The organism is Chryseobacterium sp. Leaf394 (assembly GCF_001424105.1).
Taxonomy (GTDB): Bacteria; Bacteroidota; Bacteroidia; order Flavobacteriales; family Weeksellaceae; genus Chryseobacterium.
In genome coordinates, this window is sequence record NZ_LMQH01000012.1 from 362,503 (window position 1) to 384,307 (window position 21,805).

At 37.1% G+C, this 21,805-nt stretch carries 16 protein-coding genes; 4 read left to right on the top strand and 12 right to left on the bottom strand.

Annotated features, from left to right (window positions below):
* Window positions 1-77: 77 nt before the first annotated feature.
* Together rseP and ASG21_RS17225 are read right to left on the bottom strand one after the other, a co-directional pair.
* A complete protein-coding gene (gene rseP / locus ASG21_RS17220) occupies window positions 78-1,556 on the bottom strand; it encodes an RIP metalloprotease RseP (protein WP_056083483.1) in 1,479 nt (492 codons plus the stop codon).
* Between the two features lie 100 nt (window positions 1,557-1,656).
* On the bottom strand, window positions 1,657-2,097 hold the full coding sequence (locus ASG21_RS17225) for a DUF6646 family protein (protein ID WP_056083486.1): 441 nt from the start codon (window positions 2,095-2,097) through the stop codon (window positions 1,657-1,659).
* Between the two features lie 242 nt (window positions 2,098-2,339).
* On the opposite strand from ASG21_RS17225, the gene ASG21_RS17230 reads away from it, so the two are divergent.
* Window positions 2,340-3,173, top strand: a complete 834-nt coding sequence (locus tag ASG21_RS17230) for a M23 family metallopeptidase (protein ID WP_056083490.1) — start codon at window positions 2,340-2,342, stop codon at window positions 3,171-3,173.
* 69 nt (window positions 3,174-3,242) lie between these two features.
* Here ASG21_RS17230 and ASG21_RS17235 read toward each other — a convergent pair whose 3' ends face one another.
* Window positions 3,243-3,665 carry a hypothetical protein gene (locus ASG21_RS17235; RefSeq protein WP_241773523.1) on the bottom strand — a complete coding sequence of 141 codons (423 nt, stop codon included), beginning with the start codon at window positions 3,663-3,665 and terminating at the stop codon, window positions 3,243-3,245.
* 598 nt (window positions 3,666-4,263) lie between these two features.
* Here ASG21_RS17235 and ASG21_RS17240 point away from each other — a divergent pair.
* The gene (locus ASG21_RS17240; RefSeq protein WP_056083493.1) at window positions 4,264-4,992 is read left to right on the top strand and encodes a DUF6261 family protein; all 729 of its coding nucleotides are present in this window, start codon (window positions 4,264-4,266) and stop codon (window positions 4,990-4,992) included.
* A gap of 98 nt (window positions 4,993-5,090) precedes the next feature.
* On the opposite strand, the gene ASG21_RS17245 is transcribed toward ASG21_RS17240, so the two are convergent.
* Window positions 5,091-6,932, bottom strand: coding sequence for a M1 family metallopeptidase (locus tag ASG21_RS17245; RefSeq protein WP_056083805.1), 1,842 nt, complete (start codon window positions 6,930-6,932; stop codon window positions 5,091-5,093).
* A 33-nt stretch (window positions 6,933-6,965) separates the two neighbouring features.
* Between ASG21_RS17245 and ASG21_RS17250 the strand changes: the two genes are divergently transcribed.
* Window positions 6,966-7,643, top strand: a complete 678-nt coding sequence (locus tag ASG21_RS17250; RefSeq protein ID WP_056083496.1) for a GldM family protein — start codon at window positions 6,966-6,968, stop codon at window positions 7,641-7,643.
* A gap of 75 nt (window positions 7,644-7,718) precedes the next feature.
* Here ASG21_RS17250 and ASG21_RS17255 read toward each other — a convergent pair whose 3' ends face one another.
* The 3 genes from ASG21_RS17255 to ASG21_RS17265 form a co-directional block, all read right to left on the bottom strand.
* On the bottom strand, window positions 7,719-8,213 hold the full coding sequence (locus tag ASG21_RS17255; RefSeq protein ID WP_056083499.1) for a hypothetical protein: 495 nt from the start codon (window positions 8,211-8,213) through the stop codon (window positions 7,719-7,721).
* Window positions 8,214-8,435: 222 nt separating this feature from the next.
* The gene (locus tag ASG21_RS17260; RefSeq protein WP_056083503.1) at window positions 8,436-10,127 is read right to left on the bottom strand and encodes a hypothetical protein; all 1,692 of its coding nucleotides are present in this window, start codon (window positions 10,125-10,127) and stop codon (window positions 8,436-8,438) included.
* Window positions 10,128-10,526: 399 nt separating this feature from the next.
* Window positions 10,527-13,031, bottom strand: a complete 2,505-nt coding sequence (locus ASG21_RS17265) for a hypothetical protein (RefSeq protein ID WP_056083507.1) — start codon at window positions 13,029-13,031, stop codon at window positions 10,527-10,529.
* Between the two features lie 323 nt (window positions 13,032-13,354).
* Here ASG21_RS17265 and ASG21_RS17270 point away from each other — a divergent pair, with 323 nt between their 5' ends.
* Complete coding sequence (locus ASG21_RS17270; RefSeq protein WP_056083510.1) at window positions 13,355-15,550, top strand: glutamine synthetase III; 2,196 nt, start codon at window positions 13,355-13,357, stop codon at window positions 15,548-15,550.
* A 153-nt stretch (window positions 15,551-15,703) separates the two neighbouring features.
* On the opposite strand, the gene ASG21_RS17275 is transcribed toward ASG21_RS17270, so the two are convergent.
* The 5 genes from ASG21_RS17275 to ASG21_RS17295 form a co-directional block, all read right to left on the bottom strand.
* A complete protein-coding gene (locus ASG21_RS17275; protein ID WP_056083513.1) occupies window positions 15,704-16,924 on the bottom strand; it encodes a cysteine desulfurase in 1,221 nt (406 codons plus the stop codon).
* Between the two features lie 158 nt (window positions 16,925-17,082).
* Complete coding sequence (locus tag ASG21_RS17280) at window positions 17,083-17,721, bottom strand: 50S ribosomal protein L25/general stress protein Ctc (RefSeq protein ID WP_056083516.1); 639 nt, start codon at window positions 17,719-17,721, stop codon at window positions 17,083-17,085.
* 55 nt (window positions 17,722-17,776) lie between these two features.
* The gene (locus tag ASG21_RS17285) at window positions 17,777-18,715 is read right to left on the bottom strand and encodes a ribose-phosphate pyrophosphokinase (protein ID WP_056083518.1); all 939 of its coding nucleotides are present in this window, start codon (window positions 18,713-18,715) and stop codon (window positions 17,777-17,779) included.
* Between the two features lie 83 nt (window positions 18,716-18,798).
* Entirely contained in the window at window positions 18,799-20,334 is a 1,536-nt protein-coding gene (locus tag ASG21_RS17290) for a G-D-S-L family lipolytic protein (RefSeq protein WP_056083521.1), read from the bottom strand.
* A gap of 13 nt (window positions 20,335-20,347) precedes the next feature.
* Window positions 20,348-21,583 carry an outer membrane protein transport protein gene (locus ASG21_RS17295; protein WP_056083524.1) on the bottom strand — a complete coding sequence of 412 codons (1,236 nt, stop codon included), beginning with the start codon at window positions 21,581-21,583 and terminating at the stop codon, window positions 20,348-20,350.
* Window positions 21,584-21,805: the final 222 nt, after the last annotated feature.

Genomic DNA, 21,805 nt, shown 5'->3' on the forward strand with positions numbered 1-21,805 from the left:
CCTTATTTTTAAGTGGTGCAAATATAGGACGGATATTTAAACCACGCAAGTTTTTAAATTAATTTTTTAAAAAAAAATTAAAATCCTCCGGTTATCATTTTAAAAATGTCATTTCCGAAAATCAGTAACATCAATCCAAGCAGGAAGATAACGCCAACCATCTGAGCGTTTTCCAGTATCTTTTGTGGCACTGGCTTTCCAACAATCATCTCGTACAAAGTGAAGATAACATGTCCGCCATCCAATCCAGGGATAGGAATTAAGTTTAAGAATGCCAGCCAAACGGAGAACATTGCTGTAAAACTCCAGAACCAGGTCCAGTCAATAGAAAGACTGCCATCTTTTGCTTTATCTACCTGCATTTTGTTGATGATGGCCAACGGGCCGCCTACTTTTTCATAGCCTTTCACCTTTTTATTGAAGATCAGTTTAAACTGCTTCACCTGATAGGTCAAACTTTCAATACTTCTTGTAAAACCTCTTCCAATAGATTGTCCGAATGTGAAATGTTTGGTTTCATAAAACTTTTTCATCTGCTTATAAGAAGCCAATCCTAAAGTTCCTTCTTTCGATACAGTCAAAGCAAGTGGAGTAGTGGTCCCGTTTCTCAGTACATCAACATTAATGTTTTTTCCTGCGCTGCTTCTTACAATTTCCTGAAATTCGTCGTAATAAGTAATTTTCTTTCCATCCACACCAACTACCTGGTCACCAACTTTCAGACCTGCATGTTCTGTTGTAGTATTGAAAATAGAATCTATTACCGCCGGAAATCTCGGTGTAAGAAATGCTCTCGGATTTTCATCTCTGAAAGCTAAAGCTTTTCCGTCATCACTTGTCGGGAATGTTACTTCTTTTCCATCTCTTACAACAGTAATCTCGTCGCTCAATAGAACGTCTAATGCTAATTTGTCAAGATTGTTCTGGGTTTTTCCGTCAACTTTCAGAATTTTATCTCCGTCTTTGAAACCCATTGCTTTGGCAATATTGGTATAATTCATCGGAGCGTTCACTTTAGCTGTGTCAAATGAGGTTTCTCCGTTAAAAAAAGATAAACTTCCAAAAATGATCCAGGCCAAAAAGAAATTTACTGTTACACCACCCAACATAATAATCAATCTCTGCCATGCCGGTTTTGCTCTGAATTCCCATGGTTTTGCAGGTTGTTTCAGCATTTCGGTGTCCATACTTTCGTCTACCATTCCGGCAATTTTCACATAACCTCCGAAAGGAAGCCATCCGATTCCGTATTTTACGCCTTCATGTCTTCTCCAGTCACTTTCAGGAAGTACAGAAACGTCGATAGGCTTGAGCACCTTTTTACCGTCAACTTCTACCTCTTCTTCGGTCGGTTGGTTTTTACTTAAAAACTGATATCTCCATTTTCCATTGATCTTCTTCATGGCGAAGATGGAAAAGTAAGGGTCGAAAAATAAAAAGAATTTATCTACTTTGGTTTTAAACCATTTGGCGGGCAGGAAATGCCCAAGTTCGTGAAGAATGACTAAAATAGAAATGCTCAAAATAAATTGAAACACTTTAATTGCTATTTCCATTAATTATTTTTAAATTATAGTTTGCAAAGGTAACAATTATCAAAAGGATGCCAAACAAAAAGCTCCTCTAAATGAGAAGCTTTGTCAGATATGCCGGGAATTAAAAATTAAATGAAACACCCAGACTGCCATTGTTGCCGACTTCCGCAAACACGCCGATGTTCTGTGTGAAAAAATATCTTGCGCCGATATGAGCACCAATTCCGAATTCCTTATGCAGAACTCCGACATCTACACCGGGATAAATATCCAGTTTTTCAGGTAATTCCAGTGTTTTGTTTAAATGGAAATTAACTCTTCCGAAAGCAAAAAATCTGTTGTCACTGTTGTTATCCTTAAAATTTTCGAAGTAGATATTCAATCCTGCTCCTACAGAAATCAAATCGTTGATACCGTAGTCATAGGTTCCTGCGATTCCGGTTCCGTAGCCCCAGGCGCTGAGCCCCGCATTCACTTTCTGATCGCCACTTCCGGTGTATGCCTGTGCACTCACTGCCACTCCGAAAAACATTAAAATCATCATTAAAAACAATTTCTTCATAGTCTATTTTTTAAATTTAATAAATTTTATCAGTTTTGATTCAGGCTTTTTTAATCAGGGAACTTTTCCTTTAATTTTTAAATTATTACCAGGCCCACTGTCAAAATTAAGAAATTTGCTGTAAACCATATTTGTCTGTATATCTTTGGTTTCCTGACTGACTTACATTTTTGATAACAGCACAGGTCAGTAGCATAAAATTATTACGAAAAGAACTATCTTTAAATTCGAAAATTACTAAAATGAAATTATTTATTACAGTTGCCTTTCTTCTGCTGAATTTTCTCGCATATTCTCAAAAAAATATCAAAATGTACAACGAAAGAAAAGGCGATTCTCTCACATTTTATGTTGATAACAATGAAATTTATCCTGTATCATTAGTATTTAATGGTCAGCCCGAAGCAGAAAACCTGAGAAAACCCGATGTATTTAAAACCACTCAGGTGATTCCCGGCAAAACCAGCAGATACCGCGTTACCTATTTCGTAGTGAACGATAAGAAGAAAGGCTGGAATCTGAAAAAAATGCCTGGTTACCAGTCTTACATCGGAGATATTACCATAAAGCAATACGACAAGAACTACCAGTATGATCTGCCTTTCGGGAAAGGAAAAGCGTTTTGGATTCATCAGGGGTATAATGGCACATTTTCTCATCAGAATGAAAATTCATTAGATTTCATCATGCCTGAAGGCACCGAGATTTTGGCAGCCCGAGACGGATTGGTGATTGATATTGTACAACATAACGACAAAAGCTGTCCTACAAAAAACTGTGCTGCCTTTGGAAGTTACGTATCTGTTTTACATCCTGACGGTACTATTGCGCAGTATTTTCATTTAATGCAAAACGGAGCTAAAGTGAAAGTAGGTGATAGCGTTACCAAAAGCCAGCCCATTGCCCAAAGCGGTAATACAGGCTGGAGCAGCGGGCCGCATCTTCATTTCGTCACCTATCTCCCGAGTTCCACAGGCGAGAAACAGAGAATAACAGTGAAGACCCTTTTTAAAACCGGACATGGTGATAAGGTGGAATATCTGGAGGAAAAGAAGTCTTATGCGAGAGGGTACTAGGTTTAGATTAAAGAAAAATCAGTCAATATAAATTCAATTGCTAAAAGCTAGACCACTTATTAATAAGCATTACTTATGATATAACTTTTCAAGCATTAAATAGTTACCTTTCACGAAATGCCCGAGATACATTAATGACATTTCAAAATCAACCGAGCTTACTTCATTTAAGACCATTCTTTCTTTATGGCCTAAAATACCAAAAAGAAATCTTACTTTTTTAGGTCTGTCATACCAGAGAGAAAATTCGAGTTCTTTATTTTTACTGAATTCTGCCGTTAACCCAAAACTTCTTTTATTGGATAAACAAATAAAGTCCAATGACGGATTGTAGTAAACAGAATTTTCTTTTAAGCTGTCTAATAACATTAATTGATCTTCCCATGGATAATTTTTGGCAATACTTATAACTTCATTTGCAGAAATTACCTCATTTCTGTGCTCAATTTCCTTTTGATTGGGATAACAGATAGAATACTTATAATTCATCATAACTTATTCTGGTTAGTTCAACTTTCAAATATACCGTTAAAGACTAACCTATTAATAATAACAGAGACTAATCTTCAAAATATAATGACGTCTTGAAAGTATTAGGTTTTTATTAATACTATAGCTTCACAGGGATCAGAGAAAGTTGGCGAATTCCTTTACTTTGCTTTTACTTTTTGCCGCAATTTAAAATTATCACCCGTCACCGTTACTTTCCGAAAAATTAAATTAATTTATATATTTGTTTTGAAAACAAACACAGAAATGAAAATTATCCCTGCAAAATTCCGCAAAAATGTAGGTTACTTGAGTTCTACAACCTGCGTCATTATTAGAAAATTTATCCTTTTTAAAGGTGTAAGTTTTTCATTGAATTTAAATCAGATTTAATTTAAAGTATAAAAATTACGGGAAAAGCCGTCGCAACCCTGTAATAACAAAATCTCTTCAGGGGAAAGTTCCTTGCACGCGTGAACAGACTTTCCCCTAAGCGGGAAAACCTCCTGCAGACGGCAGCACACTTTCCCCAACTGTCGACAATGCGATGCACGCCAGCTTTGTTTTATCCCGAAAAAAAACATTTAAAACACATTATAGCATGAATGCAATTCATTTAAAATTACTTCGAAACGCAGAGTACCTGCAGTTCATGAAAGATTATGCAGCGATTATCCATCTAAACGATCCTACAACTCTGCAGATTGACGCCAAACTTTCCGCTTTTGAAACGAAGAGCAGTGAACTGCAGGATTTATTTAAGAAAGCACTCGCCAGCGACAAAACGAAAACCGTCCTGGAGCTGGATGAAAGACGGGACAATGCCATCAACGGATTAACGGGATATGTACAAAGCTTAGGCTATCATTTTGAATCTGTAACCAGAAAAAATGCCCAGCTTCTGCGGGATAATCTCACCCTCTATGGCAGCGGAATTGCCAGAATGAATTATCAGTCTGAAACTGCAACGCTCAACAATATTTACAGAGACTGGACTACCAAACCCGACTTGATGGATGCTGTGATTTATCTTAATCTTGCACCATGGCTGGATGAACTGAACGATGCAAATACTGAATTTAATGTTCAGTTTCTTACCCGTACGCAGGAATATGGAGATGCCAATCCTGAAACCATAAAATCTAAGAGGGAGGAAACAAATGTAGCGTATTACGCTTTACGCGACCGCATTGATGCACTGCACACCTTGACAGAAAGTCCGGAATCGCCTTATAGCAAACTCATTAATCAGCTGAATGCATTAATAGACCAGTACAATGTTTTGTTGATGAAAAGAGAGAGTGGTTTACCGCCTGACGAAATGAAGTGATTTTTTAATTTTAAAACAAAATCCCCGAAGTGTTAATCTTCGGGGATTGGTTTGATGTCGTCCTTTCAGGGCTTTTCAATTTAACTCTGATCCAAAAATTATCTCAAATCAACAAAATTATCCGTCGGATTTACATCCGCCATTCTTTGGCTCAAATCTATGCCCAACATTGATAATTGAGATTTTGAGTAAGGAATTGTAAAAATATATTCTTTCTGTGTCCACGGCCAGTATTTTTCTGTTTTGAAATCGCCGTAGCCGTCCTGTTGTTTCCAATTGCGGGTCATGTTCATCGGGATTTGGTAAGTAACGATTTTATTGTCTTTTGTCATGATGCTGAAGTCAATAGGCATCGGGATCTGACTGTTGTTAACTAAAGTTATCGTTGTAGATTTTGCGTCGTACTTTACATCTTTAATTCCATAGTCGATGGTTTTGGTTGTGTTGATCCAGTAATGTTGAAACCATTTTAAATCCATTCCCGAAACTTTCTGTGCGATGTGGAGGAAATCTCTGTCGGTAGGGTGTTTCATTGCCCACTGATCAAAATATTCTTTCATTATTTTTTCTAAATTCTGCTCGCCAACGATGTAGCCTAACTGCACCAGATACAATTCACCTTTCACATAACTTGCAAAACTGTAAGCCGTGCCGTTGTCATGATGATCGCCCAACCAAACGGCAGGCTCCTCAATTCCTCTTTTTACGATGTTTCGGTATGCATTGATTTTATCCACAAATGGGTTTGGCCGCTCATCTTTCGGAGGAAACAGCTGATGCATCACGATGCTTTCGGCATAACTTGTAAAACCTTCGTCCATCCACGGTCTCAGCGGTTCGTTGGTCGCCAGCATCTGCTGATACCACGAGTGCGAACCTTCGTGAACCATCAGCCCCATTAAATCTTCAATGCCCTCTGCTTCACCTAAAATCATCGTACACATTCCGTATTCCATTCCTCCATCGCCACCCTGAATGAAAGCGTAAGATGGATAAGCATACTTCCCGAAACGAGAATTCATAATCTGGAAATATTTAGTGATTAAAGGTTTTGCCTCGCCCCAGACTTTAGTTTTGTCATTTTTCTGATATACAAAAAACACTTTCGGGCCTTGCGGAACATCAAAACTTTCTACTGAATAATCTTTATCTGCCGCCCATGCGAAGTCGAGCATATTTTTGGCTGACCATTTCCATGTAGCTTTGTTTTTATCTGCTTTAATTTTTGCTGAAGCGTCGTAACCTTTCACTTCTGTAGGATTCAAAAGTGTTCCGCCTGCGCCAACAATATAGTCTTTGTTGATTTTAATGGTAACATCAAAATCCGCAAAAGGTGCATGAAATTCTCTTCCCACATAATCGAAAGTTGCCCAGCCATCGTAATCGTATTCGGCAATTTTCGGATACCATTGAGACATCGTCATATCGACCCCCTCACGGTTATTTCTTCCGCTGCGTCTGATCTGCTGAGGAATTACAGCATCCCACTCCATTGTGAAAGTGGTTTTGGAATTGGGTTTTAAAGATTCATTTAAATAAACTTTCATCACCGTTTCCTGAATTTCAAACTTCAGATTCTTTCCGTTTTGTTTGATCCAGTGGATGTTCTGTGCGCCTTCCTGATCTTTCGGAATGGATGCCAGTCTTGAAACGCCGTCTTTCTGCAATCTCGAATCTCCGTTTCTTCCCTGTCCGGCCACTCGCTGATCCATCATTGAATTGGGTTTAAAAGCATTCCAATATAAATGGAAGTACACGACATTGAGTTCGTCCGGCGAGTTATTGGAATAATTTAAAGTTTGATTTCCTTCGTAGGTAAATTTTTCTGCATTGACATCAATATCCATTTTGTATTGGGCAGCCTGCTGATAATAAGCGTTCTGCTGCGCCTGAAACTGCGAAATGATCAAAGCAAAGAGTATTGCAAACGATTTTTTCATTGAAGATTTATTTTTTTTAAAGGTAAGTAAATTTTGAAAATTAATATATTTGACTATAAACAATTCAATATTTTGAAAAAAACAATTTACCTCATTCTCCTTTTGATTATATGTTTGAATTGCTCTTCAACAAAAACATTTAATAAAAAGTCTGATATCAAAGCTATTGTTGAGAATAGACAACTTAACATCTTATACAGAGGCGTACAAAATCATCTTAATATTGATATTCCGCAATCTGACAGCATACAGATAAGCGGAGCAGGCGTTAAAAAAGAAGGAAAAAACCGATACTCCATAGTTCCTACAACTGGTACCACTCTCGAAATTATCATTACTGGTTTTATTAGAGACAAAGTGGTTACAGACAAAAGAAAATTCCGAATCCTTAATATTGGAAGACCGTATGCAAGTATAAATAACCAAACAATACAAATTAAACTAACCAGTGAAGAGCTTGCTGTTTCTAAAATAAAATATTTTATTCCTCAACTGGTTTACGAATTACCAAAAGTAGGAAAGTTCCAATATCAGATAAATCAACAAGAACCATTGATTAATTATGGTGAAGAATTTAACCAATCTGCAAAAGATAGAATTTTAAAAACGAAGTCTGGCGATTCTATAGTTATTGATGAGCTTTCATTAGAAAATGAACAACCCAACATAGATTATAAAAAGGTAAACGCTTTAATAATAATTATTCAATAAGACTAATTGCTATTCAAAGTTTCAAAAACTTTGAATAGGTTCAAACTTTTAAACCTCAAAATGCAACTGTACCAATCAGTGAAAAGCATCCGTGTTGTTTGCGTTGAAATGAATTATCTTTTTAATTAAAGTAATCTGTCCCAAATGATAATAGCAATGCTCAATCATTCCGTCCACGTTTCTCAGATAAGTATTATATTTTTCGTCGACAAAAACTTCATTTAATTTAGAATCGGACATCTGTTCTAATAATGTTGCGAACTTTTCAGAATCATTCCACAGTTTATGTAAAAGAGATTCCCACTGTTCCTGAGATTCAATCGGTGTAAGATCAAAGCTGAACTGATCTCTGATTTCCAGATCGCCACCTTCGAAAACATTGAGGATTCCGGCAATATAATAGTCGATGTGAAATGTGAGCATTGCAATGGTGTTGAGATCGGCAATTTTAGTGTTTGCCTGATGCCAGGTTAAGTCTGAAAGCTGATCTTTAAAATTGGTATTGGCAATCCATGTTCCATCCAATAAAACTTCACGGAATCTTTTGGCTAATTGTGAGGGTGTGCTCATTTCTTTTACATTTAGATATCTTAAAGATAATATTTTTTGAGTTCACACTGATTACACTGATTTTTTTAAAAACAGCAAAATAATTATTGCCACGAATTCACGAATGAAACAATATCATTTATTCTAATTTACCTTGACAAGATTCGTGACGATTAAATCCAAAAAAAATCCTTCAAGGTTTCTAAAACCTTGAAGGATTAAATGTATTCTGAGTGATCAGACTTATTTTTTTGAAGAAATTTCTTTCTTTCCGCTTTGTAAAATCTTTTCCAGGATTCTTAAAGTAATCAGATACGTGGGTTTTACACCGGTCAATCCTAATCCTCCTGAAGAAAGGGTAGCTCCAGTTTCCAAAGGATTATCTGAAGCGTAGTAAGCATAACTTACAAACAGATCAGGCGCGATATGATGTCTGATTTTAGATGCTACCTGAATCGCTTTTTGATAATGTGCACCTTCCATTTCAAGTCCGATGGCCTTCCATGAGGTATTCATAAAGTAAGAAAGAATGTCTCTGTTCTGAAGTGACGTTCCTAAAACGGTAATCATCGGTCCTTCGAATGCCTGCAGTTCATCATCTTTAAAATCTTCCAGCTTCAGAGCATTTTCAAACGGATAATTATCTGCCGTTCCTTCAAAGATATGGGAAGTAGGAATCATAATATCACCTTTTCCACCAGCAAGAATTCCCGCTTTCCCCATGATGGAAACAGATTTTACTTTCATCATGTATACTTCTCCTTTCTGTTCGAAAGGTCTCAGCAGTTCATCCATTACCTCAAAGGCCTGTTCGCCAAAAGCATAATCGAAAACCATGATCACATCGTCTCCGTCATATTTCAAGTGACCGAATGGTGTATTTTTAAGATTGGTTTTACTTAAATCAATGATCTGAACGTCAATATTACTTCCGCTCTTGTCGTTGATGTAAATTAAACCTTCTTCCAAAGCGTATTTTGAAACTTTGTCGCGAAGATCTTTTTTATCTGAAATTTCTCCGTAGAGTTTGTAATCAACGTCTTTCGGATCTTTTTTCTTTAAAGCATCATTGCTGTACAGCATATTTTTCACCGAATGCATATTCGCGGAAATAATATGTAACGGACGCATGTGAAGATCGTTTTCAAATAAAACTTCTTTCACTTTGTGAGCCCATTTTTCACCGAAATAGTGATGCCCGACTCTTTCCTTTAAAATAGCACTGAAATAAATCTCGCGCTCACGGCTTTGTTTGGCATCTTCCAGACTCACTTTTCCTAAATGGTAAATGATTTTGAATAACCTGTCCGGATTTTCATCGTCACCAAAAGTATTATACGCATTTAAGGTTTCATCGAAAGTTCTTCCTATTAAAGAAGAAAGATGAATCAGAGCGACTTCTTTTTCTCTTCTGCTGAATTTTTTCTCGCCTTTTACCACTTCTTCGATGATTTTGAAAGCACGTGTCGGCTTCCAGTTTTCATCCTGAATAAATGCGAGATTACGGATTTTATCGGCTTCTATAAATAAGAACGTTAAGTGGGTAAGGATATCGTAGATTTCTGAACGCCCCAAAAGAACTTCAATATTCATCTGATGTTCGTCGATACGGTAACAGTTTCTCCTTCTCTTTTTAGGAACAATCGGCTCGAAACTTCCTTTATCAAAACCTTCGTCTGATGTAAGATGAATGAAAGCACATTCTTCTATTCCTTCCGGAAGTCTGTCTAAAACATACATCAAACCATCAAGCTCCAACTTGCTTGGAACGCTCATGGTACCGTAAATTTCGGGATTGATCGTTTTCAACAAACTTCTAATGCTTTCTCCGGAAACTCCGCTTGGCTTGAAAAAACCTCTATAGAACAGGTGTCTCATAGAAATGTATAGTCTTTCAATTGCCTCGGTAGTTTCTCTTGCTCTAGAATTTGTCATATATTAAATTTTTTATAAAAAGTCTGCTAAGTTACGGAAAATAATTTTAATGATTTAAAAAGCTTTAAACCAAACAATTACCTTTTAAACTAAATTTTTAAACGATTTAAAATTAATATTTACGTTTCTATTGAGAAAGAATTTTGGAATAAGTTTTATTCATATTGCTTCTACGCATTAATCGATCTTAAATATGCGTCAAATTTTAACCTCAAGATCTCCACCGCATCTAGTTGCTAACTTTATAATTTTGGAAATTGTAAAATTTATACTTGAAATGCTTTTGTTTTTTAAAACGCAAGGATACACAAAGAATTCATGAGAATAAGCATTGAGACTAAGCTAAACAATGCCGTTTCACTTATTTCCGAAATACAAAGCTTCAAAATGCAGTTGAGATTAATTATCTATATTCTTAATGACGGTCTCCATTTTTTCTACGGTGACTTTTTCTACGGTTTTCATCAGTTTTCTATTCATGTAGAATTGTACAGTATACGTATTATTTTGGGTGGGAGTAATCAGAAGTCCGTCTTTTGGTTTACCTTCAGCATCCATCTGAATTCCCGTAATGATACGGTTTTCATCAGTGTCTTCAATAAATTTGTCGCCTGAAATTTTCTCAGCCAACCTATTGAAATTCTCCTGAAGATCTGAACTTTCATTCACCAGCGTATAAACTTTGTAGAATAATTCAGTTCCTTCCATCGGCTCCATCGATTCATCAACCGGATTTACAGTACTTGAGACAATTTTTCCGTCTTTCTCGTGATAAACAATAATGCTTTCTTTATACTTTGAATCTAAATAATCTTTTCTGGTACCGTCAACTACTTTTCCATCGATAGAAAGCTGTTTGTTAAACGTGTTTTTGGATGGGTCAATTTTAATTTCAGCCTTTTTCTTTGCCTGCATATCGCTGATCTCGATCGAATTATTTTTCAGTTCAAAGTGAAGTCTGTTAAAATAATGCATTGCAAACAAATCCCAATCAAAGGCTTGCAGGACTCCATTTTTCCAATATTTGGACGTAAACTGCTTTTCGTTCAAAACATACTCAACGCCATCGTATATTTTTCCGTCTTTGTAAGTAGATTTAATATCATAAGGCTGATGTCTATAATTATCCATGTTTTTCAGGTAATCATTTGAATACTGAAATTTCAGAACCCCATTTTCGTAATAATTGACCTGCTTAAATTCATGGTTGTCATCAGTTTCAAAATATCCTGAGAACGGTTTGCCATTTTTAAAAACACCTTCATAAATTTCCTGAGGTTTTTCTGAAATGGTGAAAGAATAATCTTTTACTTTTGCCAGAATTCCATTTTCATACAGTTTTTGCTTCCGAATGTTATCCTTATTATATGTATCTTCAAAATACGTTTCTTCTGTAATTTTTCCGTTTTTGAAAACCGAAGTTTTCTCACTTTCAACCAGGTTTCCGTTGTACGGTTCGTTATTTTTATACTCTAAAGTTCCCACGACTTTTCCGTCATCATAGAAAGTAGTGATTCCGTTGAGTTTTTCATTTTGGATGGTGTAGGTTCTTTCTAAATTCTCCAGTCTGTAACCAAACACCTTCTGCAGCCCGGTTTTTTTGAAATTTTCAACATTGATTAATTCGTAGGTATCAGACCGGTTTTCATTATCTTCAATGAAAGTTCCGTTAAAAGGTTTTCCGTTTTTATAAATTCCTTTTCCAACAACTTCCCCGTCTTCATTTTTCACGATAGCTTCTCCCTCTTTTACACCGTTTGTGTAATTTTGATTGACAAGCATTCCGCCCACTCTTACGTCGAAATTTCCGTTAAATGGTTCGTTTTTTTTATAAACTCTTTTGCTTTTCAAAGATCCATTTTCGTTAAAGACAATTTCCTCACCTTCTTTATATCTGATTTTATAGTTTGTTTCTAAAGAAATAGTTCCATTTGGAAAATAAACGATCTCTTTCCCTGACTTTTCGCCTTTAATATAGTTTGAAACAGATTTTAGATTGGTCGCAAAATTATTCTGAAGATAATATTCGTATTCAGATCCATTTTCAACACCATCTCCGTATTTCCTAAACTGAGTTTCATTTAAAGATTGAATTAGCTTTCCGGATTTATCATAATTTTTGCGGGAAACAGGTTTAAAGTCATAGGATCCAATTACAAAAACCGTTTCCTGAGCCAGTTGTTTTGAGTTTGCCCAAAATATTTTCTCAGTTACTGTTTTTCGGTTTTTTTTACTCTCGGCAATATACTTATCTTCATATTCGCCTGGCGGCACAGTCATTTGCAGTTGCCTTCCATCAGTACCCGGAGGGGCTGGAGGTGGTGGTGGTGGAACCATTCTTACATTATCACTTATCACTTCGCCAACCCCTTGTATCATATCCACTTGCTCGATTTTTGTGTTGTAATCGTAGTTATCACTGTGTTTTACCTTTTCGAAACTTCCGCTTTCGGGTCTCCCATTTACATAAATCCCTTTCATTAAAACTGATCCATCGGTTCCGTAAATAATTGTTTCGCCATCTTTAACACCTTCTTTATACTGCACTTTCTTCCGAAGTTTTCCATTCTGATGATAATATAATAGGGTAGCGTTTTTTGTATCGTTACGATACTGTTTGAAATTTTCGTCATTTCCGTTTTGGTCGTACCAGATGATATCACCTACATAAGAATCATTATCACTTTTCAGAGCATAACCTTCAAACTGCGGTGTCCCATTCATATAAAAATCCTGAACCAGAACCAGTTCACCGATTTCTTTCATGGGCATTAATCTATAAAATAAAGCGTTTGCTTTTGTGGTAATTTCCCAGTCTTTATCGTAGTAAATAAGTTCAGTTTTCTGGGAATAATAAATCTGAGATATCAGAAATGAGATAATGAGAATTATTCTTTTTGTCATTTGAGTTCGATTTATTCAAAAATAGGAATTTTAGTTTGGATTCAATCTGATATTTACAAACATGTATTTTATGATGGCAAATAATAAGTATTCATGAAGAGAGATTTTATGAATTGTAAATTTAAAATGTGATTTAAGATATCATTTATACAAAACGGTACTCTTATCCAATTTAAATAACTAAATATTTTAAAACACCCCTGTTGAAAATAAGACAAAGGCTTAATTTAAACTTAAATTAACTTTAAATTATCATAAAATTTAGGGGTATATCATTTTTGATTTATATTTTTTGTAAATTTGCCCCGTAAAAATCAACCTATATGTCAACTTTAAGATTCAAAGCGTTAGAAACTTTACCATTCAAGGACTTCAGAAAAGATAATTCTATTGAAGTTCCTGTAAAATTGTCAGAATTATTCTGCCAGAATGTTTTCTCTGAGGAAACGATGAGAGAATACTTAACGAAAGAAGCTTTCCAATCTATTTTGGATGCGATGAAAAAAGGAACTAAAATCCAGAGACACATCGCAGATCAGGTAGCTGTAGCAATGAAAGACTGGGCAATGAGCAAAGGTGTAACGCATTATACACACTGGTTTCAGCCATTAACAGGAAGCACTGCAGAAAAACACGATTCATTCTTCACGCCAATTGAAGGCGGCAGAGCGATCGAGAGATTCAGCGGAAACTTATTGATTCAGCAGGAGCCGGATGCATCTTCTTTCCCGAATGGTGGTATCAGAAACACTTTTGAAGCAAGAGGTTATACGGCTTGGGATCCTACATCTCCAGCATTTATTATGGGAACTACTCTTTGTATTCCTTCAATCTTTATCTCTTACACAGGCGAAACTTTAGATTATAAAGCACCTCTTTTGAGAGCTTTGAACGCTGTAGACGAAGCTGCAACGAATGTAATGCAGTATTTCGACAAAAATGTAACGAAAGTAACGCCGACTTTAGGTTGGGAGCAGGAATATTTTCTGGTTGATTCAGCATTGTATCAATCCCGTCCGGATTTGGTTTTAACAGGTAAAACTTTATTAGGACACTCTCCTGCAAAAGGACAGCAGTTGGATGACCATTATTTCGGTTCGATTCCTACAAGAGTTATGAACTTTATGAAAGAACTGGAAGTTGAATGTATGAAACTGGGAATTCCTGTTACTACAAGACATAACGAGGTGGCTCCAAACCAATTTGAGCTGGCTCCGATGTTTGAAGAAGTAAACGTTGCTGTTGATCACAACTCTCTGTTGATGGACGTTATGGCAAGAATTGCTCACAGACACCATTTCCACATTTTATTCCACGAAAAACCTTTCGCAGGTGTAAACGGAAGCGGAAAACACAACAACTGGTCTTTGGCTACTGATACTGGCGAAAACCTTTTAAGCCCGGGAAAAAACCCAAAGAAAAACTTACAGTTCTTAACATTCTTCGTGAATACCATCAAAGCTGTTCATGAATATGCAGATCTTTTAAGAGCAAGCATCGCTTCTGCAAGCAACGACCACAGACTGGGTGCAAACGAAGCTCCACCGGCAATTATTTCTGTATTTATCGGAAGTCAACTGTTCAGAGTTTTGGAAGAGCTTGAAAAAGTAACAGAAGGGAAACTTTCACCAGACGAAAAAACAGATTTAAAATTAAATGTAGTTGGGAAAATTCCTGAAATTCTGTTGGATAACACAGACAGAAACAGAACTTCTCCATTTGCATTTACAGGAAATAAATTCGAGATCAGAGCGGTTGGTTCTTCTGCAAACTGTGCAGAATCTATGACCGTAATGAACACGATTGCCGCAAAACAGTTAAGCGATTTCAAAATAGAAGTGGATGCTTTAATTGAAACCGGTCTTAAAAAGGACGAAGCGATCTTCAATGTATTAAGAGAATACATCAAGCAGTGTAAAAACATTATGTTTGAAGGTGACGGATATTCTGATGATTGGGCTTTGGAAGCTGAAAAAAGAGGTTTGAACAACTGGAAAACAACTCCTGAAGCTTTGAAACAGGAAATGAATCAGAAATTCCTTGATCTTTATGAAGAAATCGGAATCTTTAACCACAGAGAAGTTGAAGCAAGAAACGAAATCAAATTAGAAAAATATTCAACTGTAATTGATATTGAAGCTAGAGTTTTAAGTGATATCGCAAGAAACCACATTATCCCTTCCGCTTTGAAATATCAGAACAGACTGATTGAAAACGTAAAGGGTCTTAAAGAAATCTTCGGAGAAAAAGAATTCCAAACACTGGCAAAAGAGCAGATGAGTTTGATTACAAACATTTCTGAAAATGTTTCAATAATTAAATTGGGTGTTGAAGACTTGATCAAAGCAAGAGAAGCTGCAAAATCAGTATCTGACAGCCAAATTCAGGCAGAAGACTACTGCACGAAAGTAATCCCGTTATTTGAGGGAATCAGAGAAGCATCTGATAATCTTGAAATGATGGTTGATGACGAGCTTTGGCCAATGACGAAATACAGAGAAATGTTATTTACAAGATAACATCTTTAAAGTTCCATATTATTAAAATTCCCCGCCTTCTCAGACGGGGAATTTGTTTTTGATCTTATCTGCAGATTCAAAAAACCCTGCCAGCGTTTCAAACGCTGGCAGGGTTGATGTATTTAAAATATTTTAATTATTCTCTATTTAAAACTAAGACAGCATTCTCTGTGCTTTTTTCACTCCTTCTACCAAAAGGTCAATTTCTTCAAAAGTATTGTAAACAGCAAAACTTGCGCGTACTGTTCCGGCAATATTAAAGAAATCCATAATCGGCTGGGTACAGTGATGTCCGGTTCTGACGGCAACGCCCATTTTATCGAGAATCATTCCGACGTCGGATGAAATCCCAACTCCTTCCAAATTAAAAGAAACAACGCCGGTTCTGTGCGCATTTTCGCCATAAACCTTCAGGCCCTCTATTTGTAAAAGCTGTTTTTGAGCATAATCAAGCAATGCATTTTCATGATTCTGAATATTCTGATGCCCTACTTTATTCATAAAATCGACCGCAGCTCCCAAAGCAATATTTCCACCTACGTTGGGTGTTCCAGCCTCATATTTAAAGGGTAAACCGGCGTAAGTTGTTCCATCAAACGAACACACGGCAATCATTTCTCCGCCGCCGTGAAAAGGAGGGAGATCTTCAAGGATTTCCTGCTTTCCGTATAAAATACCTGTACCCATCGGAGCATACATTTTGTGCCCTGAAAAAACAAAGAAATCACAGTCCAAAGCCTGAACATCAATACTGAAATGTGGCGCAGACTGAGCACCGTCAATTACAATATAAGCATTTGAGTTAGCTCTTGTTTTTGCAATAATTTCCTCAATCGGATTTACAATTCCCAAAGCATTGGAAACCTGATTTACGGAAACAACTTTCGTTTTTTCACTTAAAAACTGATCTAAATAATCCAACTGTAAAATTCCGTTTTCATCAATCGGAATTACTCTCAGTTTAGCTCCGGTTCTATCACACAGCAATTGCCACGGAACGATATTCGAGTGATGTTCCAGATAAGAGATGATAATTTCATCACCTTGTTTTAATTTCGAAGTTAAAATATAGGAGATAAGATTTAAACCTTCTGTAGTTCCTTTGGTAAAAATTACTTCGAAATCATTTTTGGCATTGATGAATTTCTGGATTTTTCTTCTCGAAAGCTCCATTTCTTCAGTTGCCAGCTGGCTCAAAGTGTGAATTCCTCTGTGTACGTTGGCATTAAGCTCTGTATAATATTCATTCCAAACCTCAAGAACTGAGTTAGGTTTTTGAGATGTTGCTGCATTATCTAAGTAAACCAATGGCTTACCGTTCACTTCGCGGTTTAATATAGAAAACTGACTTCTGATTTCCTGAATGTCAAACATTTATTAAAATTTTAATTAAAACGTTCATTATTTAGAACACGTCAAATTTACGGCTTTTTTATGAAAAGATTTGATGCTTACAGCCATAATAGATTTAATCTAAAAACAAAAAAACCTGCCAGAATCTGACAGGTTAATTTATTTAGGATAAGAAATTCTTATTCTGCTGCTGCTTCTTCAGTTGCAGGAGCTTCTCCTTCAGTTGTAACTTCTTCTTCATCGTCATCATCAGCCATAGCACCACCTTTCGCTGCATTTCTAGACATTTTAACAGCTACTACAACTGCGTTGTCAGGGTGCATGAAAGTATAACCTTCAGCTTTGATTGATCCAACGTATAGTTTGTTACCGATTTTAAGCGGAGTAATGTCTACCACTACCTCATCCGGCAAGTTTGCAGGGATAGCTTTTACCTTCAGTTTTCTGAAAGTCTGACGTAAAACACCACCAGCTACAACACCTTTAGAACGACCTGTGATTCTTACAGGAACTTCCATTACTACCGGCTTATCATCTGATAATCTGTAGAAGTCTGCGTGAATGATCTTGTCTGTAATTGGGTGGAACTGAATATCCTGAAGAACTGCAGGAATTACCTGTCCGTCAACTTCAATAGATACCGTGTGTGCTTCAGGAGTGTACACTAAACCTTTGAACGATTTCTCCAATGCAGAGAAGTTCAATGGCTCGCCACCTCCGTAAACAACACAAGGAACTAATTCAGCATCACGTAAAGCTTTTGTCGACTTTTTGCCCACGCTTTCTCTTTTTGTACCTTGAATTGTAATTGATTTCATTTATAAAAATTTAAAAAAATTGTTTCGTTTTAATTTGCAAATAATTAATTATCAATTAGATAACGAATTTACTGCTAATTGACTGATGCTCGTGCACCATCTTCATAACATCAGCAAATAATGGGGCGCAAGATAGCACTTTTATTTTAGTTGACAAATTAGTTTTCACAGGAATTGAGTCAGTTACAATAACTTCCAACAATTGTGAGTTTTCTATATTGTCATAAGCCTTACCGGAAAGCACTCCGTGAGTGGCCATGGCTCTTACAGATTTTGCACCTTTCTCCATCAAAATATCTGCAGCTTTGCAAAGTGTTCCTGCAGTATCAATCATGTCATCGATAAGGATTACATTTTTACCTTCCACATCCCCGATCAGGAACATTTCTTCTACAACATTGGCTTTTTTACGCTCTTTATAAGCGATTACCACATCTGCACCTAAGTGACCTGCATAGTTTTTCGCTCTTTTTGCACCTCCCATATCCGGAGAAGCAATTGTAAGGTTTTCTAAATTAAGATCTCTGATGTAATCTACAAAGATTGTAGAAGCATACAAATGATCCACAGGAATCTCAAAGAACCCCTGAATCTGGTCTGCGTGAAGATCCATTGTCATAATTCTGGTAGCTCCGGCAGCTGTCAAAAGATTGGCAACCAGTTTCGCTCCGATTGGTGCTCTTGGCTTGTCTTTTCTGTCCTGTCTTGCAAGACCGAAGTAAGGCAAAACAACTGTGATGCTTTTTGCAGAAGCTCTTTTGGCAGCGTCAATCATCAGAAGCAGTTCTAAAAGATTGTCTGCCGGCGGAAATGTAGAAGCAATCAGAAAAACTCTTCCTCCTCTTACAGATTCGTCTAAAACAGGCTCAAATTCCCCGTCGCTGAACTCCTGAATAATGATTTTTCCTAATTCTTTCCCGTAATGCTGGGCAATTTTTTCTGCCAGCTCTTTACTGGTTCTTGTAGAAAATAGGTAACTTAACTGATCGGCCATTTTTACATTTTTAAAGATTTGCAAATTTAAAAAAAAACCACAAGAATCAATCCTGTGGTTTTCATTTTTTATTTTTCGTCCTTTTAAGGGAATTTCACTCCTGAATATTTGTTGGCATCAACCTGAGGTAAGGTAGATTTGTATTTCAGATTGATCGCTTTAATAAACTCATTGGCGACTACAGCGTAGCCTCTTCCTGTAAGGTGCACACCATCTAATGAGAAAGTTCCTCCGGTAATAAACTTAGCTGTGTACTTCACGCCGTCAAAAGAAATCCCGGAAGCCCCGTTGAGTTCCACCATTTTTTTGTTGGCATCTACGAACGCAAGTCCGTAAGTATCTGCAAGCGTTTTAATTGAAGTATTGTAAGCATCAGTAGCTGTTTTCACAGTAGCAGCTTCAGTTTTAGTTAAAACATGCTGATTTTGTAAAGGATAAGAGATGCCGTAGACATTCACAGGTGCCGGTGCTCCTGCAAAAGTAGTTCCGATAACTGATCTTGACGTTAAAAGAATATAATCTTCAGCTGTTGTTTGTCTTGCCTGTCCGAAAATCTGGCCGAAAGCTGTTGCTGTTGGTAATCCTAAAGAAGGAGTAAGAGCCGCAGTAAGCTGTGCAGAAAGATCTGTAAGAGATGTATCTTTAATTAAAACAGGGTTTGATGCCGTAGATGAAAGCAGATTAATTCTGTTACCTGCACCAAAAGCTGTCAAAGCCTGCTTAAGAGGCCCGTATAAACTTGTATTTAAAGTATTAAGATTGGCTCCTAAAGCAGCTGGTGTAAGCGGATTGTAAGGAACTGTAGTAAACATCGGGATTGAAGTAACATAAGGTATGTTAGCCACCACTCCTTTCGTTGCTCCTTTTGCTTTCAGCTTTTCCAGTACTGTCTGAATGGAGCCTGCCACAACCGCCGGATTCGAAATATCATTAGAACCATAAGTTGCAGGATTGGTAGTTGCAGATGACTGATAGATACCTGAACCTCCGCTTGTTGCATAACTCAATACGTCGTTGTTTCCAATCCATAGTGAGAAGAAAGTGGGATTTCTGTTAGCAGCATCATCAGCGACTGTAGAAGTTGCACTGGATGAGAATCTCACATAATAAGGGTTTGCAGTTCCGGATAAAAGTCCGGCAGCATTACCATATCCCGGAGCAATGAGGTGGAAAGATTTTGCACCCGGAACTCCGAAATTATTCAGAGATCCTGTTACTTTTGTTGTAACGCTGGTTGTAGGCGCGCCAGCCACATTTTCAATAACCGGAGATCCGTCTACAAAAGATTTAATATAAAGTTTTGTTCCCTGAATAGGCGTTGTCCCAAAAACCAGTCCTCCGTTGTTGTCTGCCATAAGAGGCTGTACAAAAGCTCCTCCGCCGGCACGCTGCATTTGTGCTGCAATCATACTCGGGTAAGATTCATTCTGCCCGTCGATATACAAAGCGTTGTCTCTGTATCCTGACGTTAAAGAATTACCTAGTGCTACATACGTGGTAAAATTGGCCTCACCGCTTGTTACGGCAATGTCTGTTACGTCATTTTCAAAATCTGTTTCGCAGCCTGTTGTAAAAAACAATGCTGAAACAGCTATAGAAGATATTAATATTTTTTTCATAAGATAATCAAAATTAAAGGGCGTTATACGATAGTCCCAGACCGAAGTAGAAAGCCTGCGCTTTTGCCTGTCCGTTAAATCCTAAGTAGCTGTTGTTTACACTTCTGCTTTGTGGGAATGTGTATCCTCCGGCTACATCTACACCGAATTTTTTAAGTTTAAATCCTAAACCACCGGTAAGTACAAATGTATTGAATGACGGAGTTTCAGGGATGAAATTTTCGTCTGTGTAAGGTGATTCGTCATAGTAACCTCCCAATCTTCCGTAGATCATATTTGAGAAGGCATATTGAGTTCCCAGTCTGAAAGTTTTAGAATTTCTGAAGTTCTTCGGCGCAACCAAAACTGTTGGATCTGCCTGATTCCCCGCCGGAGCTTTAGCAAAATCGATAGTCAGTTTTGAATATCTTTCCCATCCGTGATAGTTGAAATCTGCGGAAACAAGCCATTTTGGTGTTACTTTATAGGTCATACCGATTGTATACTCGTCAACAAGAGGAAGGGTAGCGTTAAAATTGTCAATACCGTCTGTTCCTAATCCTAAAAGTCCATAAACTGACTGTGATGGGAATCTGAATGTTGCAGTAGCATTTTCAGCTTTCATATCTACCGGTGAGCGGTATGCAACACTCGCTTCAAACTTATCGTCCGGCTTAAAATAGAAACCAAAACCAAATCCGTGGCCACTGGCATCCTCACTCTTCAGATTTACGTCTCCACCGAATTGCGTTACAGCTTTATCCCAGTTTACTTTTCCTGATGCGTAGATATAGCTCGCACCAAAAGACAGCCATGGAGCCATTTTTACAGAAACCATTGGCTGAAAATAAAAGCTTTTCAGTTCCAGCATCTGCACCATTTCGCGGCCTTCCCAATCATAAGGATATTCAATTGTACTTCCAAACGGGGTCGAAAAACTGAAACCTACAGATAAATTCTCAATAGGCTTATAAGCAATAGCAGCATAAATAGGTGTTCCGATAGGATTATCTGTTTCTGTACTCTGAAGCGTGTTTAGATTTTGGAATGTAACCTTATTACTTGCTCCAAAACCTCCCGCAACAATACTTAGCTTAGAAGGTATGAAAGACATTCCCGCCGGATTGAAGAATGCAACACTCGCATCTTCCGTATGCGCACTGGTATGTGCCATCGCCAATTGTCTTACTCCCTGAAGTGAAACCCTGAAGCCTCCTGCATAAGATAAGACCCCAGCCAGCAAAGCCGTTGATACTAATATTTTTTTCATAGGGTATTATTATTAATTAAGTCAAATATAAAATTATTTTGGCAACGTCTGTTAATAAAAGTATAATTTTTAAACATTAGGTTAAAAGAAAACTATGTTTAAAATAACAATTCCCCGAATAGTTGAGATAAGTAACTATTAACAAGACTTTTATGATTAAAATGTAAAAATTATTATACATCCGTTTAAACTTAAACATTTAACAAACAGAATAAATGCTAT